Source organism: Pseudomonas sp. B37(2017) (assembly GCF_002112885.1).
In the GTDB taxonomy this organism is placed as follows: Bacteria; Pseudomonadota; Gammaproteobacteria; order Pseudomonadales; family Pseudomonadaceae; genus Aquipseudomonas; species Aquipseudomonas paraglycinae.
In genome coordinates, this window is sequence record NZ_NEIX01000001.1 from 429,400 (window position 1) to 452,050 (window position 22,651).

The window sequence follows — 22,651 nt, forward strand, 5'->3', positions numbered from 1 at the left end:
CCTTTTTTTATGGTGATGAGGTTGGAGGGTATTTTTGTCGGGCGTGAAGTACCGTCAGTATTTTGATGTGGCCATTCACTCGATAGACCAGCAGATAGTTCGGATGAATCACCATTTCACGAGTGCCAGGCACTCGGCCAGGTCGGTAACCATAAGGTATTGATGAAAGTCGCTGTGCTGCTGCACCCACCTTGTGTCTTAGCGAAATTGAAGCGTTGGTGTTGTGTTGCTCAATGTATTTGAAGATGTCAGCCAGTTGGCGCGAGGACTTGCTGCTCCATTCAAGCAGCAGCGCGGCGCTTCCTGCGCATCTCTTCCAGCATCTGGTCGAGCATTGCCATAGCTTCATCATGGGGAATGCCAGGGCTAGGATCATCCAGTGCATCCTGTACCTCTGCACGAAACCAGCGATCGTAGCTCTCTGCCTCTTCTTCGGATTCGAAGTCAGAGTAATACGGGGAAAGTAATAAGCTCATAGTGATCTCCGTGATCAATTTCAGCAGTTTAAGGGGGAATGGCCCATTGTCGTCACTGGCAGACGATGTACCCCATGAGCCCTTGAAGAACCATGGGATAACGAAGCCCAGTATCTGCAAGCACCCCTTTGAAATCTGCCGGACGTTTCCCACCGTTGTCCGGCAATCTCGACCGCCGCTGTAGGCCTATTCCTGCCCTCCGTTTTTCAGGTTTTCAGCCTACAAATCCGCGCACGCCTTCCTACAAACGCACTCAGAACGCATACGGAATACTCACCTTCGCCCACAACATTTCCCCCTCCGGCCGGTTCTCTACGTCGAACTCCTTGGCCCAGCGAATCTCGGCGCTGGCGTACTTGAGGAAGGTGAAGTGCAGCGCCGGGCCGATGGCGAACACCTTGCCGCGGACGCCGTCGTTCACGTCTTCGCCGGCGAACTGCACGGTGTGGCCGAACTGTTTGTCGTCGGTGGTCTGCTTGAGGTAGTAGCCGTTGATGCCGAGCATCAGGTCGTCGGTGATCTTGTAGCTGGCCGAGTAATCGAAGTGGAAGATCTGCCCGGACTTGTAGTCGGTGTCCTTGTTCTTCTCGTTGAAGCTGTAGGTGGTCTTCATCGACACCTCGGTGCGTTCGGTCGGCAGCCAGGTGAAGGAAAACAGCGGTTTGTAGGTGTAGAAATTGTTGCTGGTGTTGGCCAGGCGATCGACGCTGTATTCGCCGGTGGGCACGGTGATTTCCACGGCGGCGCCGAGGGTCAGGTCCTTGCCCATGTCCCACAGGATGATCGGTGCGATGGTGGTATCGCCCATGCCTTCACGGGTGTCGCTCAGGCCGAACACCGAGACTTCCTGCTTGAGCCACGGCTGGGCGATGTAACCGGCCAGGCGCCCGCCGAAGATCCGCACCGGGCTCAGGTAGTCGAGACGCGGGATCACGGCAGTGGACTCGATCTCGACATTCGGCACCTTGCCGCCGAACGAGCTGATGTTGAGCTTCCGCGCCTTGTAGTGGTTGTAGTAGAGGTTGAAGGCGACCATGTTCTCCGGAAGGCTGTCGACCTCCATCGGCAGCATGAAGAAACCGTCGGTGCCGGGGCCGATGTTGTCGACGCCGGCTTCGGTGGCCAGCGCCGGCAGGGTCGCGGCGCAGCCGAGCAGGCTCAGCGCCAGTCGCACAGGGAATGTCGCGCGGTTCGGGGTCATGTCCGTCCTCATTATTATTGTGTTTGGGCGCAACGCCGGCACGCAGGGCGCCCGGCCACTATAGAAATAAGCCCTTGGCGCACGTCAGGGCAGGGTATTGGCGGACACGGAAGGGGACTTCTGCGGACAGCCCGTCAACCCTGTGCTAACTTCCTTCGACATAACCGGTTACAAAAATAACAATTCAGCGTGATCCGGAATGTCAGCCTCCATGAACGTAAAAGTCCAAGACCCCACCTTCGAACTGGCGCTGGTGTCGCCATTTCTCCTGCAAACCCTGGCCGAAGTCGCCGCCAACAAGGGCATCGAGCCGCAGAGTCTGTGCCGTGGCCTGGGTTTTGATTTCGAAGACCTGCAGGATCCGGCACAGCGGATTTCCTACCGCCAGGCCGTTGCCATGATCCAGCGTGCGCTTAAAGCTTTGCCCAATCAGGGGCTGGGCCTGTGGGTCGGCGCGCAGAACGTGCTCGGGACGCTGGGGCTGCTGGGGCATGTACTGTCGCTGTGCAAGACCTTGCGCGACGCGTTCGAAATCGGGGTTCGGCATCAGCACACTTCCGGCGGGATCGTGGTTTCCAGCGTCGATGTGGTGGGCGATCAGGTGTACGTCGACGTCGAATGCCGGTTGCCATTCGCCGAAGTGCAGGTGTTTGCGGTTGAAGAGTTTTTCGCCAGCCTGCTGGTCTATGGCCGGGCGCTGGTGGGCGAGACGTTCAAGCCGATTGCCGTGGAGTTCATGCACGCCGCGCCGGATTACGTCGATGAATACCGGCGGCTGCTGGGGCCGGAGGTGCGTTTCGGGTGTCTGCACAATCGCATGCTGATCGACGTGCAGTGGCTGGATGTGAACCTGCCCAACCACCATTCGCTGGCGCTGCGTCAGGCGGTCAAGTTGCTGGAGCTGGAGGCGGCGCAGGTTCATCAGAAGCTTGATCTGATCCAGGCTGTGGAGCGGGCGATTGCCCGGGATCTGAGCCGGGGCAGTCACATCGAAAAGATTGCTGGTGACTTGAACATGAGCAGTCGTACTTTGCGTCGGCGGTTGACTGAACATTCGCTAACGTTTGAGGCGCTGCTGGAGCAAGTGCGTCAGGCGCGCACCATGAGTCTGCTGGCCAATCCTGAGATGCCGATCGAGCGGATTACCGAGGAGGTCGGTTACAGCGACGTTCGCAGTTTTCGGCGGGCGTTCAAGCGTTGGACGGGGAAGAGTCCGAGTGCGTGGCGCAGCGAGTGCGTCATCTGATCCCACACAAACCCTCCGGCTACAGTTAAACTCCGCGCTCTTTCCAAGGAGTCGACATGAGTTACTACCAGCCGGGCATCCTCGCCACCCCAGTTCCGCCGCAAGCACGTCACCTGTTTTTCGCCCTCGAGTCGGTTGAAGCGCTGCCGCAGGCGATCGACAACCTGCTGAACCTGGTGGACGGCAAGTCGGCAGTGGTCGGTTTCGGTGAATCCCTGGCCAAGGCCCTGAATGTGAACATCGACGGCCTGCGCAGCTTCCCGGCGCTGACCGGCGTTGGCGTGGAAAACCCGTCGACCCAGCACGCCCTGTGGGTCTGGCTGCACGGCATCGACCGTGGTGATCTGCTCAACCGCAGCACTGCACTTGAGGCCGCACTGGCCCCGGCGTTGCGTCTGGTGCAGATGCAGGAAGCCTTCCGCCACAAGGACGGTCACGACCTCACCGGTTATGAAGACGGCACTGAAAACCCGCATGACGAAGCCGCCATCGCCGCCGCACTGCAAAGTGAAGGCGCGGACGGTCTGGTCGGTGGCAGCTTTGCCGCGATCCAGCAGTGGCAGCATGACCTCAGGGGTTTCCATGCGTTGTCCGCCGAGGACAAGGACAACATCATGGGCCGTCGCCTGAGCGACAACGAAGAGATCGACGACGCCCCGGTGTCCGCCCACGTCAAACGCACCGCCCAGGAAAGCTTCGCCCCGGAAGCCTTCGTCGTGCGTCGTTCGATGCCGTGGATCGAAGGCGACCGCGCCGGCCTGATGTTCCTGGCGTTCGGTTTCTCCCTTGATGCCTTCGAAGCACAACTGCGCCGCATGAGCGGTCTGGAAGACGGCATCACCGACGGTCTGTATCGCATCAGCCGGCCGATCACCGGCGGCTACTACTGGTGCCCGCCGCTGCAAAACGGCCACCTCGACCTGCGCGCACTGCGCATCGGCTGAGGCACAAGCATGAACGTGGTGCGTTGGGGCATGATCGGTTGCGGCAGCGTCGCTGAACGCAAGAGCGGGCCGGCCTTCTACAAGGCGCCCGGTTCGGCGTTGGTGGCGGTGATGGGGCGACGCCTCGAAGCCGTGACCGATTACGCCGCGCGCCACGGCATCGCCCGGACGTACACCGACGTCGATGCCCTGATCAACGACCCCGAGGTGGACGCGGTGTACATCGCCACGCCCCCCGACAGTCACCACGCCTACAGCCTGAAAGTCGCCGCCGCCGGCAAGCATTGCTGCGTGGAAAAACCCATGGCCCTCAATGCCGGGCAAAGCCGCGAGATGCAGCGGGTATTTGCCGACGCCGGCTTGCACCTGTTCGTGTCCTATTACCGCCGTTCGTTGCCGCGTTTCCAGCAAGTTCGGCAATGGCTGGAACAGGGGCGCATCGGTGAGGTGCGGCACCTGAGCTGGACGCTGACCAAGGCACCATCGCCCAAGGATCTGGACGGCAGCGCAAACTGGCGCACCGATCCGGCGGTGGCCGGGGGCGGGTATTTCGCCGATCTGGCCAGCCATGGGTTCGACCTGTTCCAGTACCTGCTCGGCGACATCGTTGAAGTCGCCGGCTTCACCGCGCGCCAGGCCGGGTTGTACGCGGCGGAGGATGCGGTCAGCGCCAGTTGGCGATTCGCTTCGGGAGCGCTGGGCATGGGTTGCTGGAGCTTTGTCGCGGACCGGCGCGAGGATCGGGTCGAGATCATCGGCAGCCAAGGGCGAATCGGTTTTTCGGTGTTCGACGAGCATCCGGTCGAGCTGCATGCCGATGAACACATCAGCCTGGAAATCCCCCATCACGAACACATCCAATGGCACCACGTGCTGGGCATGAACGCGCAGATTCGCGGTGAGTCGCAGCACCCGGCAATCGCCGCCGAAGCCCTCAAGACCGATTGGGTCATGGATCAGATCCTCAAGCGCCACTGAAGGCGCATCTAACCTTATGCTCATTCGGTATTTCTCAAGCTTGTCATAACGTCTCTAAGATCACGTCATAACTCGTTATAACAAGTGATCCCGTGATGACCGATAACGTTCTCTCCCTTGGCAGCGTTCCTCTGCACACCCAACTGCGCGACGTGCTGCGCGCCCGGATTCTCGACGGCGAATACCCGCAAGACAGCCAGATGCCGTCCGAAAGCGAGCTCGGCACGCTGTTCAAGGTCAGCCGCATCACCGTGCGCCAGGCCCTGGGCGATCTGCAGAAAGAAGGGCTGATCTTCAAGATCCACGGCAAAGGCACCTTCGTCGCCAAACCCAAGACCTTTCAAAACGTCAGCACCCTGCAAGGCCTCGCCGAGTCCATGACCGGCCGTGGCTACGAGGTGATCAACCGCCTGCGCAGCTTCAAATTCATCGCCGCCGACAAACTGGTCGCCGAGCGTTTGCAGGTCGCTGAAGGCGAAATCGTCGCGCAGATCAAACGCGTACGGCTGATCAACCGCGAACCAATCTCGCTGGAAATCACCTACCTGCCCAAAGCCGTCGGCGAGCGGCTGGAGAAGGCCGATCTGGTGACCCGCGACATCTTCCTGATCCTCGAAAACGACTGTGGCATTGCCCTCGGCCACGCCGATCTGGCCATTGACGCGGTGCTGGCCGACAGCGACCTGACCCAGGCGCTGAACGTCGAAGCCGGCTCGCCGATCATGCGCATCGAGCGTCTGACCCATGACGCCAACGGCCAGCCGCTGGACTTCGAACACCTTTACTACCGTGGCGATGCGTTCCAGTACCGCCTGCGGATCGACCGGCAAAAAGGGGCCTGACCATGACCCGCAACACCCTCGAACAGGAATACGACATCGTCGTGATCGGCGGCGGCACTGCCGGCCCGATGGCCGCGATCAAGGCCAAGGAAAAGAACAAGGAACTGCGCGTGCTGCTGGTCGACAAGGCCAACGTCAAGCGCAGTGGTGCGATCAGCATGGGCATGGACGGCCTGAACAACGCGATCATTCCCGGGCACTCGACGCCCGAGCAGTACACCAAGGAAATCACCATCGCCAACGACGGCATCGTCAATCAGGCAGCGGTGTACGCCTACGCGACGCACAGTTTCGAAACCATCGAACAACTCGACCGCTGGGGCGTGAAGTTCGAGAAGGACGAAACCGGCGATTACGCGGTGAAGAAAGTCCACCACATGGGCGCCTACGTGCTGCCGATGCCGGAAGGGCACGACATCAAGAAAGTCCTGTATCGCCAGTTGAAACGGGCGCGGGTGAGCATCACCAACCGACTGGTCTGCACCCGTTTGCTGACCGACGAGGAGGGCGCCGTCAACGGTGTGATGGGGTTTGACTGCCGCACCGCTGACTTTCACGTGATCAAGGCCAAGGCTGTCATCCTCGCTTGCGGTGCGGCCGGGCGACTCGGTCTGCCGTCCTCGGGTTACCTGATGGGCACCTACGAAAACCCGACCAATGCCGGCGACGGTTACGCGATGGCGTATCACGCCGGGGCCGAACTGGCGAACCTCGAGTGCTTCCAGATCAACCCGCTGATCAAGGACTACAACGGGCCGGCCTGCGCCTACGTCACCGGCCCGCTGGGTGGCTACACCGCCAACAACAAGGGCGAACGCTTCATCGAGTGCGACTACTGGAGCGGGCAGATGATGTGGGAGTTCCACCAGGAACTGGAAAGCGGCAACGGCCCGGTGTTCCTCAAGCTCGATCACCTGGCCGAGGAAACCATTCAGAACATCGAGGAAATCCTCCACAGCAACGAGCGCCCGAGTCGCGGCCAGTTCCACGCCAATCGCGGCACCGATTACCGCACGCAGATGGTCGAGATGCACATCTCGGAAATCGGTTTTTGCAGCGGCCATTCGGCGTCCGGCGTGTGGGTCAACGAGCGCGCCGAAACCTCGGTGAAGGGGTTGTACTCGGCCGGTGACATGGCCGCCGTGCCGCACAACTACATGCTCGGCGCGTTCACCTACGGCTGGTTCGCGGGCAACAACGCGGCGGAGTTTGTTGCCGGACGCGAGTTCTCTGCGCTGGATGCCGAGCAGATCGAAAAGGAAAAGGCCCGGGTCTACGCACCGCTGGATCGCGAGCATGGCCTGCCGCCGGCTCAGGTCGAGTACAAGCTGCGGCGCTTCGTCAACGACTACCTGCAACCGCCGAAAGTGACCAAGAAAATGGAAATCGGCCTGCAACGTTTCAGCGACATCGAACGCGATCTCGACGAGATGAAGGCCAACAACGCCCACGAACTGATGCGCGCCATGGAAACCAGCGTGATTCGCGACTGCGCCGAAATGGCTGCGCGCGCCTCGCTGTTCCGCGCTGAAAGCCGCTGGGGCCTGTACCACTACCGCGTCGATCACCCGCAACGGGACGACCGCGAATGGTTCTGCCACTGCCACCTGAAGAAGGGCGAGGACGGGCGCATGACCAGTTTCAAGAAAGCCGTCGAGCCTTACATCATCCCGCTCGATGCCGAGGAAATGCAGGCCTACGACCGTCTGCGGGTCGGCGCTTTCGCCGCTTGATGCATCACTAGAGAGAGTCCGAACCATGGCCTATCAAACCCAGGAAATCTTCTTCCGCTCCAATGCCCCCGTCACCGTGGACGAGGACAAATGCATCGCCGAAAAGGGCTGCACCGTGTGCGTCGACGTCTGCCCGATGGACCTGCTGGCGATCAACCCGGCCACGCAAAAGGCCTACATGGCGTTCGATGAATGCTGGTACTGCATGCCTTGCGAAAAGGACTGCCCGACCGGCGCGGTGAAAGTCGACATCCCATATTTACTGCGTTGACCCCAAATCCACTGTGGGAGGGGGCTTGCTCCCGAAGAGGCCGGCATTGCTGGCATCACTATTGACTGAAACACCGCTTTCGCGAGCAAGCCCGCTCCCACAGGGGATTTGTGGCGAGCCGATAGCCATCCGTAAACCCCGGACGCTGGATTCACCAAACACCCCTCGTTTCCCACCGCGCCCTGATCGCGGCGGAGACGAACATCCTATAAATGATTCGAGGGGATTCAACCATGTTGCGTGCAGCAATCGCCGGTCTGGTACTGGCTTCGTTCACCCTTTCGGCCTCGGCCGAAACCATCCGCATTGCCATCGGCACCCAGGACACCACCATCAACTGCGCCGCCGGCGGCCTGTTGATTCGCGAGCTGGGCCTGCTCGACAAATACCTGCCTCACGACGGCGCCTACAAGGACGCCAAGTACGACGTGCAGTGGAAGAACTTCACCAGCGGCGCACCGCTGACCAACGAGATGGTCGCCGGCAAACTCGACTTCGGCGCCATGGCCGATTTCCCCGGCGCGTTCAACGGCGTGGCGTTTGAAACCGCCGGCAAACACAGCCTGTTCATCAGCGTGTTGTCGGGCAGCATCAAGGGCAGCGGCAACGGCATCGTGGTGCCGAGCGCGTCGGGCGTGCAGTCGCTGAGTGAGCTCAAGGGCAAGACCATTTCCGTGCCGTTCGCCTCCACCGCCCACGGCATGTTGCTGCGCGCCGTGGCGGAGCAGGGTTGGGATCCGCTCAAGGACGTGAACATCATCGCCCAGCCGCCAGAGGTCGCAGGCTCGGCGTTGCAGGCCGGCAAGATCGACGCCCACGCCGACTTCGTGCCGTTCGCCGAACTGTTCCCGAGCCGTGGCTTCGCCCGCAAGATCTACGACGGCGCCCAAGCCAATGCGCCGACTTTCCACGGTGCGCTGGTCGATCAGGCCTACGCGAAGAAGTACCCGGAAATCGTCGTCGCCTACCTGCGTGCGAGTATCGAGGCCAACCAACTGCTGGCCGCCGAACCGGAGAAATACAGCGAGCTGATCGCCAAGGTCACCGGCGTCGATGCCGAGGTCAATTACCTGTTCCACGGCCCGCTCGGTGTGCAGACCCGTGACCTGAGCTGGAAACCGGAGTATCGCCAGGCCGTGGGCACCGCGATCGACACGCTGAAGCTACTGAAGAAGGCGGATCGCGGGCTCGACCTGAATACCTTTATCGACGATCAGTACATCCGTGCGGCGTTCAAGGCTTCGAATCTGGATTACACGGCGCAACTGGCCAACTACGCGCAGACGCCGTTGAAGTCTGTCGATGCGGCGACCGGGAAAGCAATTTCGGACTTCAGTCATGTCGCGGAAATCTGGGTGCGCGGTGAGGACAAGGTCCGGCGGTATGCCTCGGCTGAAGAGGCGTTCACGGCGCTGGCCGGCCTGAAGTCGGAAGGCAAGAACATCCGTGCGGTGTATGCGCAGGCGAGTGACAGCGGGATCAAGTTGCTGGCGGAGCAGGCGTGGTTTGCCAGTGATGCGAAGGGGCGCCTCAGCGCGTTTTTGCTCAAGGGGCAGGCGCAGCAATACGCGTCGGCGCAGGGCGGGAAGGTGTTTGACTTCACCGATGCCACGACCCAGGCCGTTGCCAGTCGTTAACTCAAACGTAGATCGTTCCCACGCTCTGCGTGGGAATGCCGCCATGGACGCTCTGCGTCCACTGTGACGCGGAGCGTCACGGGATGCATTCCCACGCAGAGCGTGGGAACGATCAGAGGTGATATATGTTTTCACGCTGGATCCCCCGAGCCGCCTCACTGCTGCTCTGCCTGCTCTTCTGGCAACTAGCCGCCAGCCACCACTGGAACCTCGGCCTCGTCACCTTCGCCAACGTGCCAACCCCGCTGGCCGTGATCGAAGCCGCTCTCGGCCTCGGCGACTCCGGCAAACTCATCCAGCACCTGACCGCCAGCCTCGGCCGGGTCTTCGCCGGTTACCTCGCGGCGCTGGTCCTCGGCATCGCCCTGGGCCTGGCCATCGCCCGTTCAAAGTGGGCCGAAGACTTGCTGCTGCCGCCACTGGAAGTGTTGCGCCCGATCCCTGCCGTGGCCTGGATTCCACTGGCGATCCTGATGTTCCCGTCGTCGGAACTGTCGATGGTCTTCATCACCTTCACCGGCGCGCTGTTCCCGATCCTGCTCAACACCGTGCACGGCGTCGAAGGCGTCGACCCGCGCCTGATCGCCTCGGCCAAAAGCCTCGGGGCCGGGCGTCGGGCGATCCTGCTGGAAGTGATCCTGCCGGGCGCCGCACCGAGCATCATCACCGGCCTCGCCATCGGCATGGGCACGTCGTGGTTCTGTCTGGTGACCGCCGAAATGATCTCCGGCCAGTTCGGTATCGGTTACTACACCTGGGAGTCCTACACCATTCAGAACTACGCCGACATCGTGGTCGGCATGTTGCTGATCGGCGTGTTGGGCATGGGCAGCAGCCTGCTGATCAAACGCCTGGGCGGGCTGTTCACGCCCTGGCACCGACCACGAGGAAAAGCCTGATGAGCGTGATGCAAACTCCGGAAGGGCGGATCGACATCCGACAGTTGTCCATCGTCCTTGGCGAAGGCCCGCAAGCCTTTGAAGCGGTGCAGGGCCTGGATTGCCAGATCGAGCCGGGCCAGTTCGTGTGCATTCTCGGCCCGTCCGGTTGCGGCAAATCAACCTTGCTCGGTGCGCTGGCCGGGCATCTGCAGCCCCATGGCGGGCAGTTGAAAGTCGATGGCGCCGAAGTGTCTGGCCCGTCACCGCAGCGCGGCATGGTGTTCCAGCATCACACGCTGTTCCCGTGGCGCACCGTGCGCGACAACGTTGCCTTCGGCCTGAAAATGCGCGGCATCGGCAAGGCCGAGCGCCATCGCGCCGCCGACGACATCCTCAAACTGGTCGGCCTCGAAGGCTTCGCCGAACGCTGGCCCGATCAACTTTCCGGCGGCATGCAGCAACGGGTGGAGATCGCCCGGGTGCTGGTCAATCGCCCCCGGCTGTTGCTGATGGACGAACCCTTCGGCGCACTGGATGCGCTGACCCGACTGAACATGCAGGAACTGCTGCTGGATATCTGGACGCGAATTCGCACCACCGTGGTGTTCGTCACCCATGACATCGATGAAGCGCTGTTCCTCGCCGATCGCTTGCTGGTGATGAGCGCACGGCCGGGGCGAATTATCGAAGACTTGCGCCTGGATTTCCCCCGGCCACGCACCACCGAACTGGTGACCAGCCACGAGTTCTCGCGCCTCAAGCGCCACTGCCTCGACCTGCTGCGTCACGACAACGACCGACCGCTGCCGCGCCTCAATCCGCTCGGTTTGCCTCCTGAAAACTCCTTGCCGCGATTTGCCCTATGACCTCATTTTTTGCTGTGACCGATAACGACGACATTCTCGCCCTGCAACCGCGCCTGACCGCCGATGACGCCGGTGTGCGGCGGATTGCCCTGATCGATCTGGCCGACCTCGAAGAGCCGGACGGTCTGCTCTGGCTGGTCGAGCGTCTGGCCGAAGACCCCGCCGAAGAAGTACGTGCCGAAGCGGCGCGTCTGTTGGAAGCCTGGGAAGACGAGCCGGTGGTTGAAGCGCTGTGCCAGGCGCTGACGGATCCGTCACCAGCAGTGCAAGCCGCTGCGGCGCAGAGCCTGAGCCTGCTCAAGACCGAAGCGGCGGGCAGGGTGATTCTGCCGTGGACCAGTCATGCCGAAACCGGCGTGCGTATAGCCGCGTTCCGGGCCTTGCGTGAATTGCGCTTCCCCGGCGCTGCGTCGTCCGCGATTCAGGCGCTGAACGATGCCGATGCCAGTGTGCGCCGCGAAGCCGTCGGCGTGCTCGGCTGGCTCAAGCAGCTCGACGCACTGCCGGCCCTGGCCCGATTGGCGAGTGACGACCCGGACACCGAAGTACGTCGCGCCGCCACCGGCGCCCTGGGCCTGGCAAGTGATGCCGAGGTGCTGCCCGCATTGCGTCAGGCCCTGCAGGACCAGGCCTGGCAAGTGCGCGAAGAAGCCGCGACCACCCTCGGCAAGGTCGGCCATACCGACGCCGGGCCGGCGCTGATCGAAGCCTTGGCCGACGACTACTGGCAAGTGCGCCTGCGCGCGACCCGCAGTCTCGGGCGCCTCAAGTACGTCGCTGCCCTCGACGCCCTGATCGACACCCTCGGCCATCGCATCAGCAACCTGCGCAAGGAAGCCGCGCTGGCCCTCGGCGAACTGAATGATCGCGGCGCCGTGGCGGCATTGCAGGCCGCGCAGGACGACGGCGACCCGGAAGTGCGCAAAGCCGTGCGGATTGCCTTGAGTCAGCTGCAATGAGCCCGCTGTCGGTCGGCAATTCCCAAAGTAAGCACCGGTTGCGGCTGAGCTGGCCGGATGGCCGCGAGCAGTTGCTCGACCATGCCGAACTGCGCCGCCAATGCCCGTGCTCGCAATGCCGGGCGTTTCGTCTGCGGGGCTCGCCACCGTTGGTTGACCCGCGTGTGCGGGTCATCGAATTGAACGCTCAGGGCTATGGCCTGCAACTGGTGTTCAGCGATGGCCACCAGCGCGGGATTTACCCGTGGGCCTATCTCGCGCAGCTGGAGGGGATCACTGTCCCGCCGTCATCGCCGGCCGGCAGCCATGGAAAATATCCAGCCCCGGCTGATACAGCGACGTCCTGACCTCGAATAACCCCAGCACCGAATGGAACAGGTTGTCGTGGCTCAGATCCGGCTGGCCGCTTTTGCCTTGCAGGCAGCCACGGTCGATGCCGAGTTGCGAGAGGGTGTTGTTGCCGAACCACATCACCATCGGCACATGGGTCTGGGCTTCCGGCGCCAACGCATAAGGCGCGGCGTGCAGATAGAGGCCGTTCTCGCCCAGCGATTCGCCATGGTCGGACACGTACAGCATCGACGTATCGAGGTGGTCCTGATTGCGCTTGAGCAGCTCGATCACCTTGGCGAGGAAATGGTCGGTGTAGAGAATCGTGTTGTCGTAGACGTTGACCAGTTCGTCACGGCTGCAACTGCCCAACTGATTGGTGTGGCAGATCGGTTTGAAGCGCTCCATGTCCTTGGGGTAACGCTCGTAGTATTCCGGGCCGTGGCTGCCGTCGGCGTGCAGGACGATGATCGCGTTGCCCTTGAGGCTGTCGATGTAGCCTTGCAGGTCGGCCAGCAGCGCTTCGTCGAGGCAGTTGTTGCCGTCGCAGAACGGCCCCGGCTGGTTCTTCGCGATGTCGCGGTTCGGCACGCGCAGGCAGGTGCCTTTGCAGTCGCTGTTGTTGTCCAGCCACAACACCTGCACGCCGGCCCGTTGCAGGATGTCCAGCAGGCCTTCGTAGGTTTTGCCTTTCTTGTCGCTGTAGTCCTCGCGCGGGAACATCGAGAACATGCACGGCACCGACACCGCCGTCGAAGTACCGCAGGAATGCACCTGGGTGAAATTAAGGATGTCGAGTTTGCTCAGCTCGGGATTGGTCTCGCGCTCATAACCGTTGAGCGAGAAATGGTCGGCCCGGGCGGTTTCGCCGACCACGAACACCATCAGCGATTTCTTCTCGCGACTGGCCGCCTTGGCGCTCATCACCGCGTCTTCGCCGATGGCCTGCACCACGAAATGCTTTTTGATCCCCAGCCGCTGCTTGGTGTATTTGCTGATCGCGTAGATGTAGTTGGTCGGGTTGATGAAGTGGGTGAGCTTGTCTTCCTCGCGAAAGATCGGCGCGTAGGTCGAATAGAACGCGCCCACCGAAGCGCCGATCACCAGCACGCAGGCCACAATCACCAGCACCTTGTTCAGCAAGCCCCGAAAGAACGGCCGATACACCACCGGCCAGCGCCAGATCAGCATGGTCGGCAACACGCCGAGCAACAGCACGTAAGCCAACAGTTTGCCGCTAAACAGCGCCGTGGCTTCCCCGGGATTGGTTTCGAACACGTTCTGGATCATCACCGTGTCGATGGTGATGCCGTACTCGTTCATGAAATACGCCGCGCAGGCCGAGAGCAGGGCCACCAGCGTCAGCACCGGTTTCAGCGTCCAGCGAAACGAGATCAGCGTCAGCAGCAGTGTGATCGCCGCCCAGAGAAACAGCCCGAAGGACGCGAAAAACGCCAGTTTGTGCACGCCTTGCAAGGTGATCAGCGTTCCCAGCGCCTTCCAGGTCGCCAGGTTATACAGCGCCACCAGTGCCAGGGAAAACAGCAGCACCAGGCGGGTCGGAGTGATGGACGGTAAACGCAGTCCTTTGCCCAAAGCCATTTCGATACTTTCCTCTACGTCAGTCGAAAACTCATACGGTTACGCGCGTAACTATAGAAGAACAATAGTAAAAAAATCGTAAACATCCTGCAGATGGTCAGACTGGAGGGAGGGTGGGAGACGGCTGGCGCTTTGAATTAGCCATCTGTCAATTTTGTTTGTTAAAAAATTGACGATGGCAACACTTGGCGTTTAATAGAAAACGGGCAATAATGCCATGTGGCCACTATCTACAAATTAGAACTATAGTCAGTGTTTGCTGCAATGCAATTAATTCAGCTTATAAAACGATTTGCCAGAAGAGTAATGGTAAAAATATGAAAGTAGGGAAGCTAAAGGGTGTTGATGTAGTTAATGGTGATGAATATCTAATTTGTAAGGTTGATTTTTTCTCTGAAGATCTTGAGGCTTCAATTAGAAGGAACTTATCGAGGATTTGTAATGGGGCAGAGCAGAGTAAAAGCGCAAGTCGGATGTATAGCTATTCTACAACGTTAAGTTGTTTCTTTTCTCGCTACGAAAACAAAGCAGATACTACAAAAAAAGGAATGCTTGGAGAGCTCCTTACACATATTCTCGCGATTGAGCTGTTTTCGGGTTTTGAAACAATATCTCCTTATTTTAACTTGGAGGAGAAAAGTATTAGAAAAGGGTTTGATTTGCTTCTGTTTGATCCAGGGGAAAGTGCTGTATGGATTACCGAAGTGAAGTCTGGTCATTTACATAAAGATAAAGATCAGACACAAACCACTCAAGAGCTACTTGCTGCTGCTAGGAATGATTTGAATGTGAGGCTTAATGAGAATGAGCTTAATCACTGGCAGAATGCAATTCATGCGGCGAGAGTGGCCGTCGAAGGGGTTAAAGACTATAAGTCAGCTGTAATTTCTATCTTGGAAAATAGAGGGGAGTGCGTGCTGGATAAGCGCGCCTCCAGTAAGGATAACTCTGTAATTTTAGTCGCGACACTTTTTCATGATGTGTCTCAGCCCGTCGATGTAGAGAAGGTCAAAGAAATTTCTATAAATCTCGCTGCAAAAAAGATGTTTAAGAGATTTGTTTTGGTTTCTATTCAAAAAAACACTATAGAAAAAATAGAAGATTTTCTGAAGAGGGAGGCGCTTAATAATGCCTGAACGTAAGCCCGCAGAGTTGACTTTAAGACAGCTTGCTAATACGTCATTTTCTGGTATTTATAGAAAGTTGCTATCGAAAGAAAAGCTTTCAGACAGGGAAAGTATTCAGCTTTTGTCGATTTCCATTGTTTTGATTAATCAGCAGTGTTCGAATCTTAAGAGGCTCGGCTATCGGATTGCTTTGTTTTATGGGAATGTTTCCGGTAATTACGATGCCTTGAATGAAATAGCTATAAATAATGGCTTGATTCCAGTTTCCTCAGTTATTTCCGCTGAAGAGGAATTGGGTGGAGATAGAAAAGACTCTTTTGGTTTTAATTATATATCTAGCTATATTGATAATTTTCGCGATGGGGGTATGGTATTAACTGAGCAGCAAATGGATCTAAGGAGATATTTTTTAGAAAAGAATGAAGGGTCAATTGCAGTTATTGCACCTACTTCTTATGGGAAGTCTGAGCTTATAGTTAAGGCTTTTCAAGATAATCCAAAAGCAAGTGTGTGTGTATTGGTTCCTTCTAAGGCACTGTTGGCGCAGACTAAGAAAAGAATCATTGATGCGGAAATTCCTGAACTTGGGAAGATAGTTACACATCCGGAAATGTACAATGAGTTGAAGCCGGCTCGTGCATATGTACTGACTCAAGAGAGATTGGCTAGACTCCAAACGGATCAACCGAATCTACATTTTGATATTGTGTTTGTCGATGAGGCACATAATCTTTTAGCAAGTGACAAGAGGAGTGAATTGCTTGCCTCGGTTATTTGTATTGCTTACTCTAGAAATCCTGCCGCTGCATTTAAATACCTGACGCCTTTTCTCAATGATGAGTTGAGTTTAAGTTTAAGATTTGTAAAGGAAAATTTGTCAGCTTTTAGAATTAGCGAGTATTTGAAGTCTGAAAGATTCTATTTGTGCGACTTTCGTGAGGGTAAAGGGGATCGCATTAATTCGTTGTATGATCATTTTTTGGATAGGTGGTATAGCACGAACAAGGTGTACTCCGATTATTTTGATTTTATTCGTATGAATTCTTTAGGAAAAAATATTGTTTATGCGAACAAGCCTAAAAGTATTGAGATGTTTGCGGTAGATTTCGCCCAAAGCTTGCCGCCTGTGGAATGCCCACTGATTCAAAAGGCTTGTATAGAGTTGGAGTTGAATTTTGATAAGCGCTATTTGCTGATTGAGTGCTTAAGGAAGGGGGTTGTTTATCATCATGGTTCAATGCCTGATACGGTGAGATATTATGTTGAGCGACTTTTTTCTAGTTCGACGCATTTGAAGTATTTGGTTTCAAGCTCTACATTGCTCGAGGGTGTTAATTTACCTATCGAACGGTTGTTTATTTTAGATCAAAGGAAGGGCAGAAGTAATTTAGATGCGTCTCAGTTTAAGAATCTTGTTGGTCGGGTTAATAGATTTAGCGAGGTTTTTTCCCAGAAAGGTCGTGATGCATTATCTCGATTGGAGTCTCATGTTTATCTAGTAGGGACGGACAAGTACTCCAGTAAGCGCGCTGATTTGCAGGGGTTCTACAAAAAAACGGTCAAGGTTACAAATAAAGTTTTTGACAAAGTCTCGAATACGCTTCTCTTGTCGACAGAGATAAATGAGCTGAATAAGGCGGAGTTAAAAGAGGCTGTGGAAAGGCTGGAGAATTTAGAGCCGGGAGCCACTTCTAGTAAAGATGTCCGTAGAGTCAGCACTCAAGTTGGGAAGCAACTAATCGCAAACAGTGTTACGGAAATTGATATTTTTGCTAAAGAGGAAAAAATTCAAAAATCGATCGAAGAATTTTTTGCGGAAAACTCTTTGATTTCTTCTCCGTATGAGTTGATGTTGGCAATAAAGATGTTTTTTATAGATAACCTAGATGAAAGCAAAGGTTATTCTGACTTGTATCGATTGAAAAATGAAGAGGCACTAAAATTTTATTCCATGCTGATTGGTTGGAAGCTCAACAAGTACACTATAAAGCAAGTGATTTATAACTTTGTAAAGTATTGGAATGATCGTGGCGAGGGTGAAAAAAATCTAGTATTCGTGGGTAAGTGGGGTGACACTAAATTTCCAGATAGTCATTATGAACACTGGGTGGATATGTCAAAGAAAAATGATAAGGAGAAGATAAATCTTGCAATAGTTAGAATAAAAGAAGAGGATGATTATTTTGATCATAAAATATTCAGATTTGTTGAGATATTAAACGATCAAAAAGTGATTGATCCAGATTTTTTTAAGTTGGTTAAATATGGCACTGTTGATGATGTTAAAATTCGTTTGATAAGAGATGGGTTTAGCCGTAGCCTTGTTGATTTGATTCTAAAAAAATATCGTAAGACTGTTTCATTTGATGAATTTAACCAAGTTGTCGTATCTCCAAGGTTGGTCGGGTTAATGCGCAGCGAAGACGAAAGTGACTTGCTAATACTCGAAGCTACAATGAATTTAAGGACTTAACTTAAAAAATGCTCCCACCAGATCTGGGAATCATGGTGGGAGGTAGGTCAGAAGGATTTGCTGACGCTGGCGACGACCGTCGCCGTGCACACGTCCTTGAAGCCCCAGTTGCTCAGGCACTGGCTCTGCGAGAGGTCGGTGTCGATGTAGCTCAGGCCCAGCACCATGCCGGCCAGGCTGTGGGTCAGTTTGACTTCCCACTCCCGGTAGGACTCTTCGCTATGCCCGGACGCCGAATACATATGCGGGTCCTTGAAGTCCATGTTGCCGTAGCGCAGCTTCAGCCCGGAATCCAACGGCAGTTCGGTTTCATAGCCGATGTAGCTGTAGAGCGAACTCTGTTTGCTGTCGATGCCCGGCGCGTCACTGGAGTAATAGGCCGCGAGTTTCACGCCGTAAGCGCTGAGAATCGAGTACACCTCGCTCTGGTTGAACTGGCTCTCCTTGGGGTACGCGTATTTGATGTAGCCCAGATCCAGGCTCACGGCCTCGGTCGCCTGCCACAACCAGCCGGCGTAGTAATCGACTTCCTGACGGGTTTTCAGGCCGCCACCGAAATCGACGTTCGAGCTCCACGCGCCGAGGTACAGGCCGCTGCTGTGGGCCAGGGTCAGGCCGGCCTGTACGGCCGGGTCGTTCTGGGTCTGGGAGATGCCGCGGGTGCGGTAGTCGCTGGCCAGGGTCAGGTCGACCAGCACCGCGAAATCATCGTTCAGGGGAATCGCGTGGCTGCTCAAGGGCAGCAGGCTCAAGGAAGTGAGGGCGAGCAGGGGCAAGGCTTTCATGTGAAGTCCCGTTGTTGTGGTTGTTATGGGCAGGAAGCGGGCAAGGCTGCGCCGAACCCCGGCGGCTGGCGCGGGGTCGGGCAGCGGATACGGCGATTGTTATTAGAGGGTAGGGGCGTAGACCTGACGGCCGGCGAACCAGGTTTGCAGGACCTGGGTGTCATGCAGGGCCTTGTCGTCGACGCTGAACACGTCGCGATCGAGCACGATGAAATCGGCCTGTTTGCCGGGGCTCAGCGAGCCGATCTGCTTTTCCAGGCCGATGGTTCGCGCGGCATTGGCGGTGTAGGCGTAGAACATGGTTTCGCGGTCCAGGCGTTCGTCGGCGTTGAGCACGCCCAGCGGCCCGGTGCGGGTGATGGCCTGGGCCATGGCGTTCCACGGGTTCGGCGAGGACACCGGCCAGTCGCTCGCGCCGGCAATCGTCGCGCCCTGCTTGAGCAGCGAATGCGCCGGGTATTGATAGCGAAAGGCGAGGGCGCTGACGTAAGGCTTGATCATGTCGGTGGTGTAGTCGTCGGCGCTGGCCCACAGCAGTTGCATCGAGGCAATCACGTTCAGCGGTTTGAAGCGGGCGAACTCCTTCGGGTTGACCATTTGCAGGTGGGTGATCGAGTGCGTTACGCCGCTCTGCCGGTCCTTGCGCGCCTGGGCGATACCGTTGAGAGATTCGCGCACCGCACGGTCGCCGATGGCGTGGATGTGCACCAGCCAGCCGCGCTGGTCGATGGCGCTGACCAGTTCGCCGAAATGCTGTGGATCGATCAGCAACTCGCCCTGTTTGTGCGAGTTGCTGTAGGGATCGATCATCGCGGCGCTCTGGGCCGGGTATTCGATCACGCCGTCAGCGAAGATCTTGATCCCCGGCAGCGTCAGGTTGGGGATGCCCTGAAATTGCCGGCGCACTTTGTCGAGGGTGTCGAGATCGACCGGGACGCTTTTCGGGTTGGCCACCAGCAGCGCGGCGACGTGGGCAGTCATGCCGCCGCTGTCCGACAGGGCTTTATAAGCTGGCAATACGCCGACAGTTTTCTCGGTGGGCTTGAGGGCGAATACCGGCTCGCCCGGCGCGGCGTTGGCGGCGGGGTCCATCCACGCGGTGATGCCGAGGCTGTTGTTGAAACGCACCGCCGATTGCGCGGCCTTGAGCATGTCGGCCGGGCTCGGCACCGGCATTTTAGAGGCGACCCGATCCCAACCGGCGTCGACCACAAAGCCGTTCGGTTCACCGCTGGGCAGTTTGCCGATGGTGTCTTTTTCCGCGTCCGGCAGGGTTTTCAGCAGCGCGGCGTCGATGCCCGCACGCTTGAGCATCACATTGTTGGCCCACGCCGTGTGGTGGTCGCTGCCGGTGAACACCACCGGTACGTCGGCCCATTCGCCGTTATTGAAGATTTTGCCCAGCGCTTCAGCCTTGGCCCAATACGCCGAGCTCATGCCGGCCACGCTCAGCACATCACCATGCCGGGCCTTGCCATCGTCGCGCCAGCCGCGCAGGCGTTTTTCCAGTTCATCCAGACTGACCACGTCGTCTTCCATGTTGGCCGAGACCATTTCCAGCCCGCCGAAAATCGCGTGGGAATGGCTGTCGATCAGGCCGGGCATCAGCGCCTGGCCTTTCAGGTCGATGACCTGGGTGCCGGGCTCGATCAAGGCCTTGATCTGCGCATCCGTGCCGACTTTCAGTACCTTGCCGTTCTCCACGGCCAGCGCCTGAACCTTCGGTTGCGTGCGGTCTGCGGTGAAAATCTTGCCATTGAGCAGCACCAGATCGGTGGCGGCCATGGCTTCCATCGAGGCAAAACTCATAGCGGCGATCAGCAGATTTTTTGTGAAATGCGGGATGAATCTTTTCATTGAACATTTCCTTGTTATTGCGTCTGATGGCCAGATTAGTGGCTGCCAACGCCCGACAGAACGCCTCCCTCACGAAAAACGTTTTTGCCTGAATGGAAAAAGCATGGACAAGCTCGGTGCACTGAAAATGTTCGTGGTCACCGCGCAGCTCGGCAGTTTCAGCCGCGCTGCCGAACAACTGGGCAAGACCCCGTCGGCCCTGACCAAAGCGGTCAATCACCTGGAATCCGAACTCGGTGCGCGGCTGTTCGAGCGCAGCACGCGGCGGATTCTGCTGACCGAGATCGGCCGGCTGTATCTGGAAACCGCACGCCAGGTGCTGCAACGACTGGACGAGGCCAGCGAGGAAATCGAGCAGTTGCAGCATGGTTTGCGTGGCAGTCTGAAAATCACTGCGCCGCTGGCCTATGGACGGGCGTTTCTCGATCAGGTGTGTGACGGCTTTTTGCAGCAATACCCGCAGATCAGCCTGCAGGTGGATTTGTGCGACGAATTCGTCAATCTGCTGGAAAGCGGTTACGACCTGGCGTTGCGCGAGGGGCATGACGACTTGCCGGGGTTGATCGCCCGGGTGGTCGGCAGCAATCGCCTGGCGTTGTGCGGCAGCCCCGAATACCTGGCGCGCAAGGGCTTGCCGGTGACGCCGCAAACCCTCGATCAACATGAATGGCTGCTGTACCGGCATCCGTTGCTCAGCCGCGAATTCTGGTGGGCCGAACGCGACGGCCAGCGCCTGAGCCTGGCGCAACCGGCGGCGCCGTTGTTGCGCAGTGACAATTACGATTTGCTGCTGGCCAGCGCTCTGGCCGGGCGTGGCTTGCTGCACACGCCATTGTGGAGCGCTGCGCCGTATATCGCCGCCGGGCGACTGGTGCGGGTCATGGCTGATTACGAGATCGACCCGGACAGCTTCGGCCCGCACATTCTGGCGGTGTACCCGAGCCATCGGCGGGCGACGGCCAAGGTTGTGGCGTTTATCGACTACATCGCGGAGTTTCTGGCGGAGCGCGGTTTGAGCTGACTCCGTGCTTCTGATCGTTCCCACGTCGAGGCGTCGAACCGTCCGCGTGGGAATGCAGCCCGTGACGCTCCGCGTCACTGGACGCGGAGCGTCCCTAGAGGCATTCCCACGCAGAGCGTGGGAACGATCAGTCACAGGGTTTGAGCTGACTGGCGGTGCTTGTCAGGAAAATCCCACAGGAGTACAAATGTACTCCATGACGACTCTGACTCCCCGCCGTACCGCCATTCTGACCTTTATCCGCGAACGCATCGCCGAACACGGTCAGCCCCCAAGCCTCGCTGAAATCAGCGAGGCTTTTGGTTTTGCCTCCCGCAGCGTGGCGCGCAAGCATGTGCTGGCGCTTACCGAAGCCGGGTTCATCGAGGTCAATCCGCATCAGGCCCGGGGCATTCGCCTGCTCGGGCAGCCGGCGCGGCCGGAACTGCTCGAAGTCCCGGTGCTCGGGCGGGTGGCTGCCGGTGCGCCCATCGGCGCCGATGCCGACCTGCACAATCGGCTGATGCTCGATCCGGCGCTGTTCTCCCGCACACCCGACTACATGTTGCGAGTGCAGGGCGATTCGATGATCGAGGACGGCATTCTCGACGGCGATCTGGTCGGCGTGCGGCGCAACCCCGAAGCGCTCAACGGCCAGATCGTGGTGGCGCGACTCGATGGCGAGGTCACTATCAAACGTTTCGAGCGGATCGGCGATGAGGTTCGCCTGTTGCCTCGCAACCCGGCGTATCAACCGATTGTGGTGCGGGCCGATCAGGATCTGGCCATCGAAGGGGTGTTCTGCGGTCTGGTGAGGCAAGGCTGATGGGTGCCGTCGTTGCGCTGGATACGCTGTTCAATGGTGGCCAGGTCTGGAAGGGCCGGCCTGCGCCACCGGCCGCCAGCCCGCAACCCACCGGGCACGCGGCGCTGGACGCAGCGTTGCCCAGTGGCGGCTGGCCGGAGGCGGCGCTGAGCGAAATCCTGCTGGCCGGGCCCGGTGTTGGTGAGTTGCAACTGGTGTGGCCGACGTTGGCGCGGCTGTCGGCGGCGGGCGAGCGCATCGTGCTGGTGGCGCCGCCGTTCGTGCCATACCCGCAGGCCTGGGCCAATGCCGGGGTCGATCTGCGCCAGTTGTCGGTGATCCAGGCCAGCGAGCGCGATGCCTTGTGGGCGGCAGAACAATGCCTGCGCTCGGGCAGTTGCGGCGCGGTGCTGTGCTGGCCGCACAAGGCCGATGACCGAGCTCTGCGCCGTTTGCAGGTGGCGGCGGAAACCGGCCAGACCCTGGCGTTCGCGTGGCGGTCATTGAGCGAAGCGGTCAACCCGTCGCCGGCCGCGCTGCGCATTGCCATCGATGCGCGCCCGGCGCAATTGCGTGTGCTCAAGTGCCGGGGCGGTCTGGCGCGCAGCGCACCGATTGCCTTCGCCGTGGGGCATTGA

General features: G+C 58.3%; 21 protein-coding genes and 1 pseudogene. 16 read left to right on the forward strand and 6 right to left on the reverse strand.

What is annotated here, in order from left to right; genetic code table 11:
• Window positions 1-7 precede the first annotated feature (7 nt).
• From CAF90_RS02060 to CAF90_RS02070, 3 genes are all read right to left on the reverse strand, one after another.
• Entirely contained in the window at window positions 8-376 is a 369-nt protein-coding gene (locus CAF90_RS02060; RefSeq protein ID WP_371915852.1) for a type II toxin-antitoxin system RelE/ParE family toxin, read from the reverse strand.
• Window positions 282-476: a stability determinant gene (locus tag CAF90_RS02065; RefSeq protein WP_085605124.1), complete on the reverse strand. Its 195-nt coding sequence runs from the start codon at window positions 474-476 to the stop codon at window positions 282-284. The genes CAF90_RS02060 and CAF90_RS02065 overlap by 95 nt, the downstream gene beginning before the upstream one ends.
• 253 nt (window positions 477-729) lie before the next feature.
• Entirely contained in the window at window positions 730-1,677 is a 948-nt protein-coding gene (locus CAF90_RS02070) for a transporter (protein WP_085603133.1), read from the reverse strand.
• Between the two features lie 211 nt (window positions 1,678-1,888).
• On the opposite strand from CAF90_RS02070, the gene CAF90_RS02075 reads away from it, so the two are divergent.
• The 11 genes and pseudogenes from CAF90_RS02075 to CAF90_RS02125 form a co-directional block, all read left to right on the forward strand.
• Window positions 1,889-2,923: an AraC family transcriptional regulator gene (locus CAF90_RS02075; RefSeq protein WP_085603136.1), complete on the forward strand. Its 1,035-nt coding sequence runs from the start codon at window positions 1,889-1,891 to the stop codon at window positions 2,921-2,923.
• Between the two features lie 56 nt (window positions 2,924-2,979).
• Complete coding sequence (locus tag CAF90_RS02080) at window positions 2,980-3,867, forward strand: Dyp-type peroxidase (RefSeq protein ID WP_085603138.1); 888 nt, start codon at window positions 2,980-2,982, stop codon at window positions 3,865-3,867.
• A 9-nt stretch (window positions 3,868-3,876) separates the two neighbouring features.
• Window positions 3,877-4,845, forward strand: a complete 969-nt coding sequence (locus tag CAF90_RS02085; protein ID WP_085603140.1) for a Gfo/Idh/MocA family protein — start codon at window positions 3,877-3,879, stop codon at window positions 4,843-4,845.
• 95 nt (window positions 4,846-4,940) lie between these two features.
• Window positions 4,941-5,687, forward strand: a complete 747-nt coding sequence (locus tag CAF90_RS02090; RefSeq protein WP_085603142.1) for a GntR family transcriptional regulator — start codon at window positions 4,941-4,943, stop codon at window positions 5,685-5,687.
• Window positions 5,688-5,689: 2 nt separating this feature from the next.
• Window positions 5,690-7,420 carry a fumarate reductase/succinate dehydrogenase flavoprotein subunit gene (locus tag CAF90_RS02095; protein ID WP_085603144.1) on the forward strand — a complete coding sequence of 577 codons (1,731 nt, stop codon included), beginning with the start codon at window positions 5,690-5,692 and terminating at the stop codon, window positions 7,418-7,420.
• Between the two features lie 25 nt (window positions 7,421-7,445).
• Entirely contained in the window at window positions 7,446-7,691 is a 246-nt protein-coding gene (locus CAF90_RS02100; RefSeq protein ID WP_085603146.1) for a ferredoxin family protein, read from the forward strand.
• Window positions 7,692-7,924: 233 nt separating this feature from the next.
• Entirely contained in the window at window positions 7,925-9,328 is a 1,404-nt protein-coding gene (locus CAF90_RS02105; protein WP_085603148.1) for an ABC transporter substrate-binding protein, read from the forward strand.
• A 125-nt stretch (window positions 9,329-9,453) separates the two neighbouring features.
• Window positions 9,454-10,227: an ABC transporter permease gene (locus CAF90_RS02110; protein WP_085603151.1), complete on the forward strand. Its 774-nt coding sequence runs from the start codon at window positions 9,454-9,456 to the stop codon at window positions 10,225-10,227.
• Complete coding sequence (locus CAF90_RS02115) at window positions 10,227-11,075, forward strand: ABC transporter ATP-binding protein (RefSeq protein WP_085603153.1); 849 nt, start codon at window positions 10,227-10,229, stop codon at window positions 11,073-11,075. The genes CAF90_RS02110 and CAF90_RS02115 overlap by 1 nt, the downstream gene beginning before the upstream one ends.
• A complete protein-coding gene (locus CAF90_RS02120) occupies window positions 11,072-12,034 on the forward strand; it encodes a HEAT repeat domain-containing protein (protein WP_085603155.1) in 963 nt (320 codons plus the stop codon). The genes CAF90_RS02115 and CAF90_RS02120 overlap by 4 nt, the downstream gene beginning before the upstream one ends.
• Window positions 12,031-12,300 (forward strand): annotated as a pseudogene (locus CAF90_RS02125) (DUF971 domain-containing protein); the annotation flags it as partial. The gene CAF90_RS02120 and the pseudogene CAF90_RS02125, both read left to right, overlap by 4 nt.
• 7 nt (window positions 12,301-12,307) lie before the next feature.
• Here the strand turns inward: CAF90_RS02125 and CAF90_RS02130 are convergent.
• Window positions 12,308-13,966: a phosphoethanolamine transferase gene (locus CAF90_RS02130; protein ID WP_085603159.1), complete on the reverse strand. Its 1,659-nt coding sequence runs from the start codon at window positions 13,964-13,966 to the stop codon at window positions 12,308-12,310.
• A gap of 317 nt (window positions 13,967-14,283) precedes the next feature.
• On the opposite strand from CAF90_RS02130, the gene CAF90_RS02135 reads away from it, so the two are divergent.
• Window positions 14,284-15,102 carry a hypothetical protein gene (locus CAF90_RS02135; protein WP_139834452.1) on the forward strand — a complete coding sequence of 273 codons (819 nt, stop codon included), beginning with the start codon at window positions 14,284-14,286 and terminating at the stop codon, window positions 15,100-15,102.
• Window positions 15,095-17,566 (forward strand): DEAD/DEAH box helicase, encoded by a 2,472-nt coding sequence (locus CAF90_RS02140; protein WP_085603163.1) that lies wholly within the window; start codon window positions 15,095-15,097, stop codon window positions 17,564-17,566. The genes CAF90_RS02135 and CAF90_RS02140 overlap by 8 nt, the downstream gene beginning before the upstream one ends.
• 47 nt (window positions 17,567-17,613) lie before the next feature.
• On the opposite strand, the gene CAF90_RS02145 is transcribed toward CAF90_RS02140, so the two are convergent.
• Together CAF90_RS02145 and CAF90_RS02150 are read right to left on the reverse strand one after the other, a co-directional pair.
• Window positions 17,614-18,351 (reverse strand): TorF family putative porin, encoded by a 738-nt coding sequence (locus CAF90_RS02145; protein ID WP_085603165.1) that lies wholly within the window; start codon window positions 18,349-18,351, stop codon window positions 17,614-17,616.
• Between the two features lie 102 nt (window positions 18,352-18,453).
• Window positions 18,454-20,208 carry an amidohydrolase gene (locus tag CAF90_RS02150; RefSeq protein ID WP_085603167.1) on the reverse strand — a complete coding sequence of 585 codons (1,755 nt, stop codon included), beginning with the start codon at window positions 20,206-20,208 and terminating at the stop codon, window positions 18,454-18,456.
• 103 nt (window positions 20,209-20,311) lie between these two features.
• Between CAF90_RS02150 and CAF90_RS02155 the strand changes: the two genes are divergently transcribed.
• The 3 genes from CAF90_RS02155 (at window position 20,312) to imuA (ending at window position 22,651) form a co-directional block, all read left to right on the forward strand.
• Window positions 20,312-21,229, forward strand: a complete 918-nt coding sequence (locus CAF90_RS02155; RefSeq protein WP_085603169.1) for a LysR family transcriptional regulator — start codon at window positions 20,312-20,314, stop codon at window positions 21,227-21,229.
• A gap of 187 nt (window positions 21,230-21,416) precedes the next feature.
• The gene (lexA, locus tag CAF90_RS02160; RefSeq protein ID WP_039768874.1) at window positions 21,417-22,034 is read left to right on the forward strand and encodes a transcriptional repressor LexA; all 618 of its coding nucleotides are present in this window, start codon (window positions 21,417-21,419) and stop codon (window positions 22,032-22,034) included.
• On the forward strand, window positions 22,034-22,651 hold the full coding sequence (imuA, locus tag CAF90_RS02165; RefSeq protein WP_085603171.1) for a translesion DNA synthesis-associated protein ImuA: 618 nt from the start codon (window positions 22,034-22,036) through the stop codon (window positions 22,649-22,651). Before lexA ends, imuA begins: the two co-directional genes overlap by 1 nt.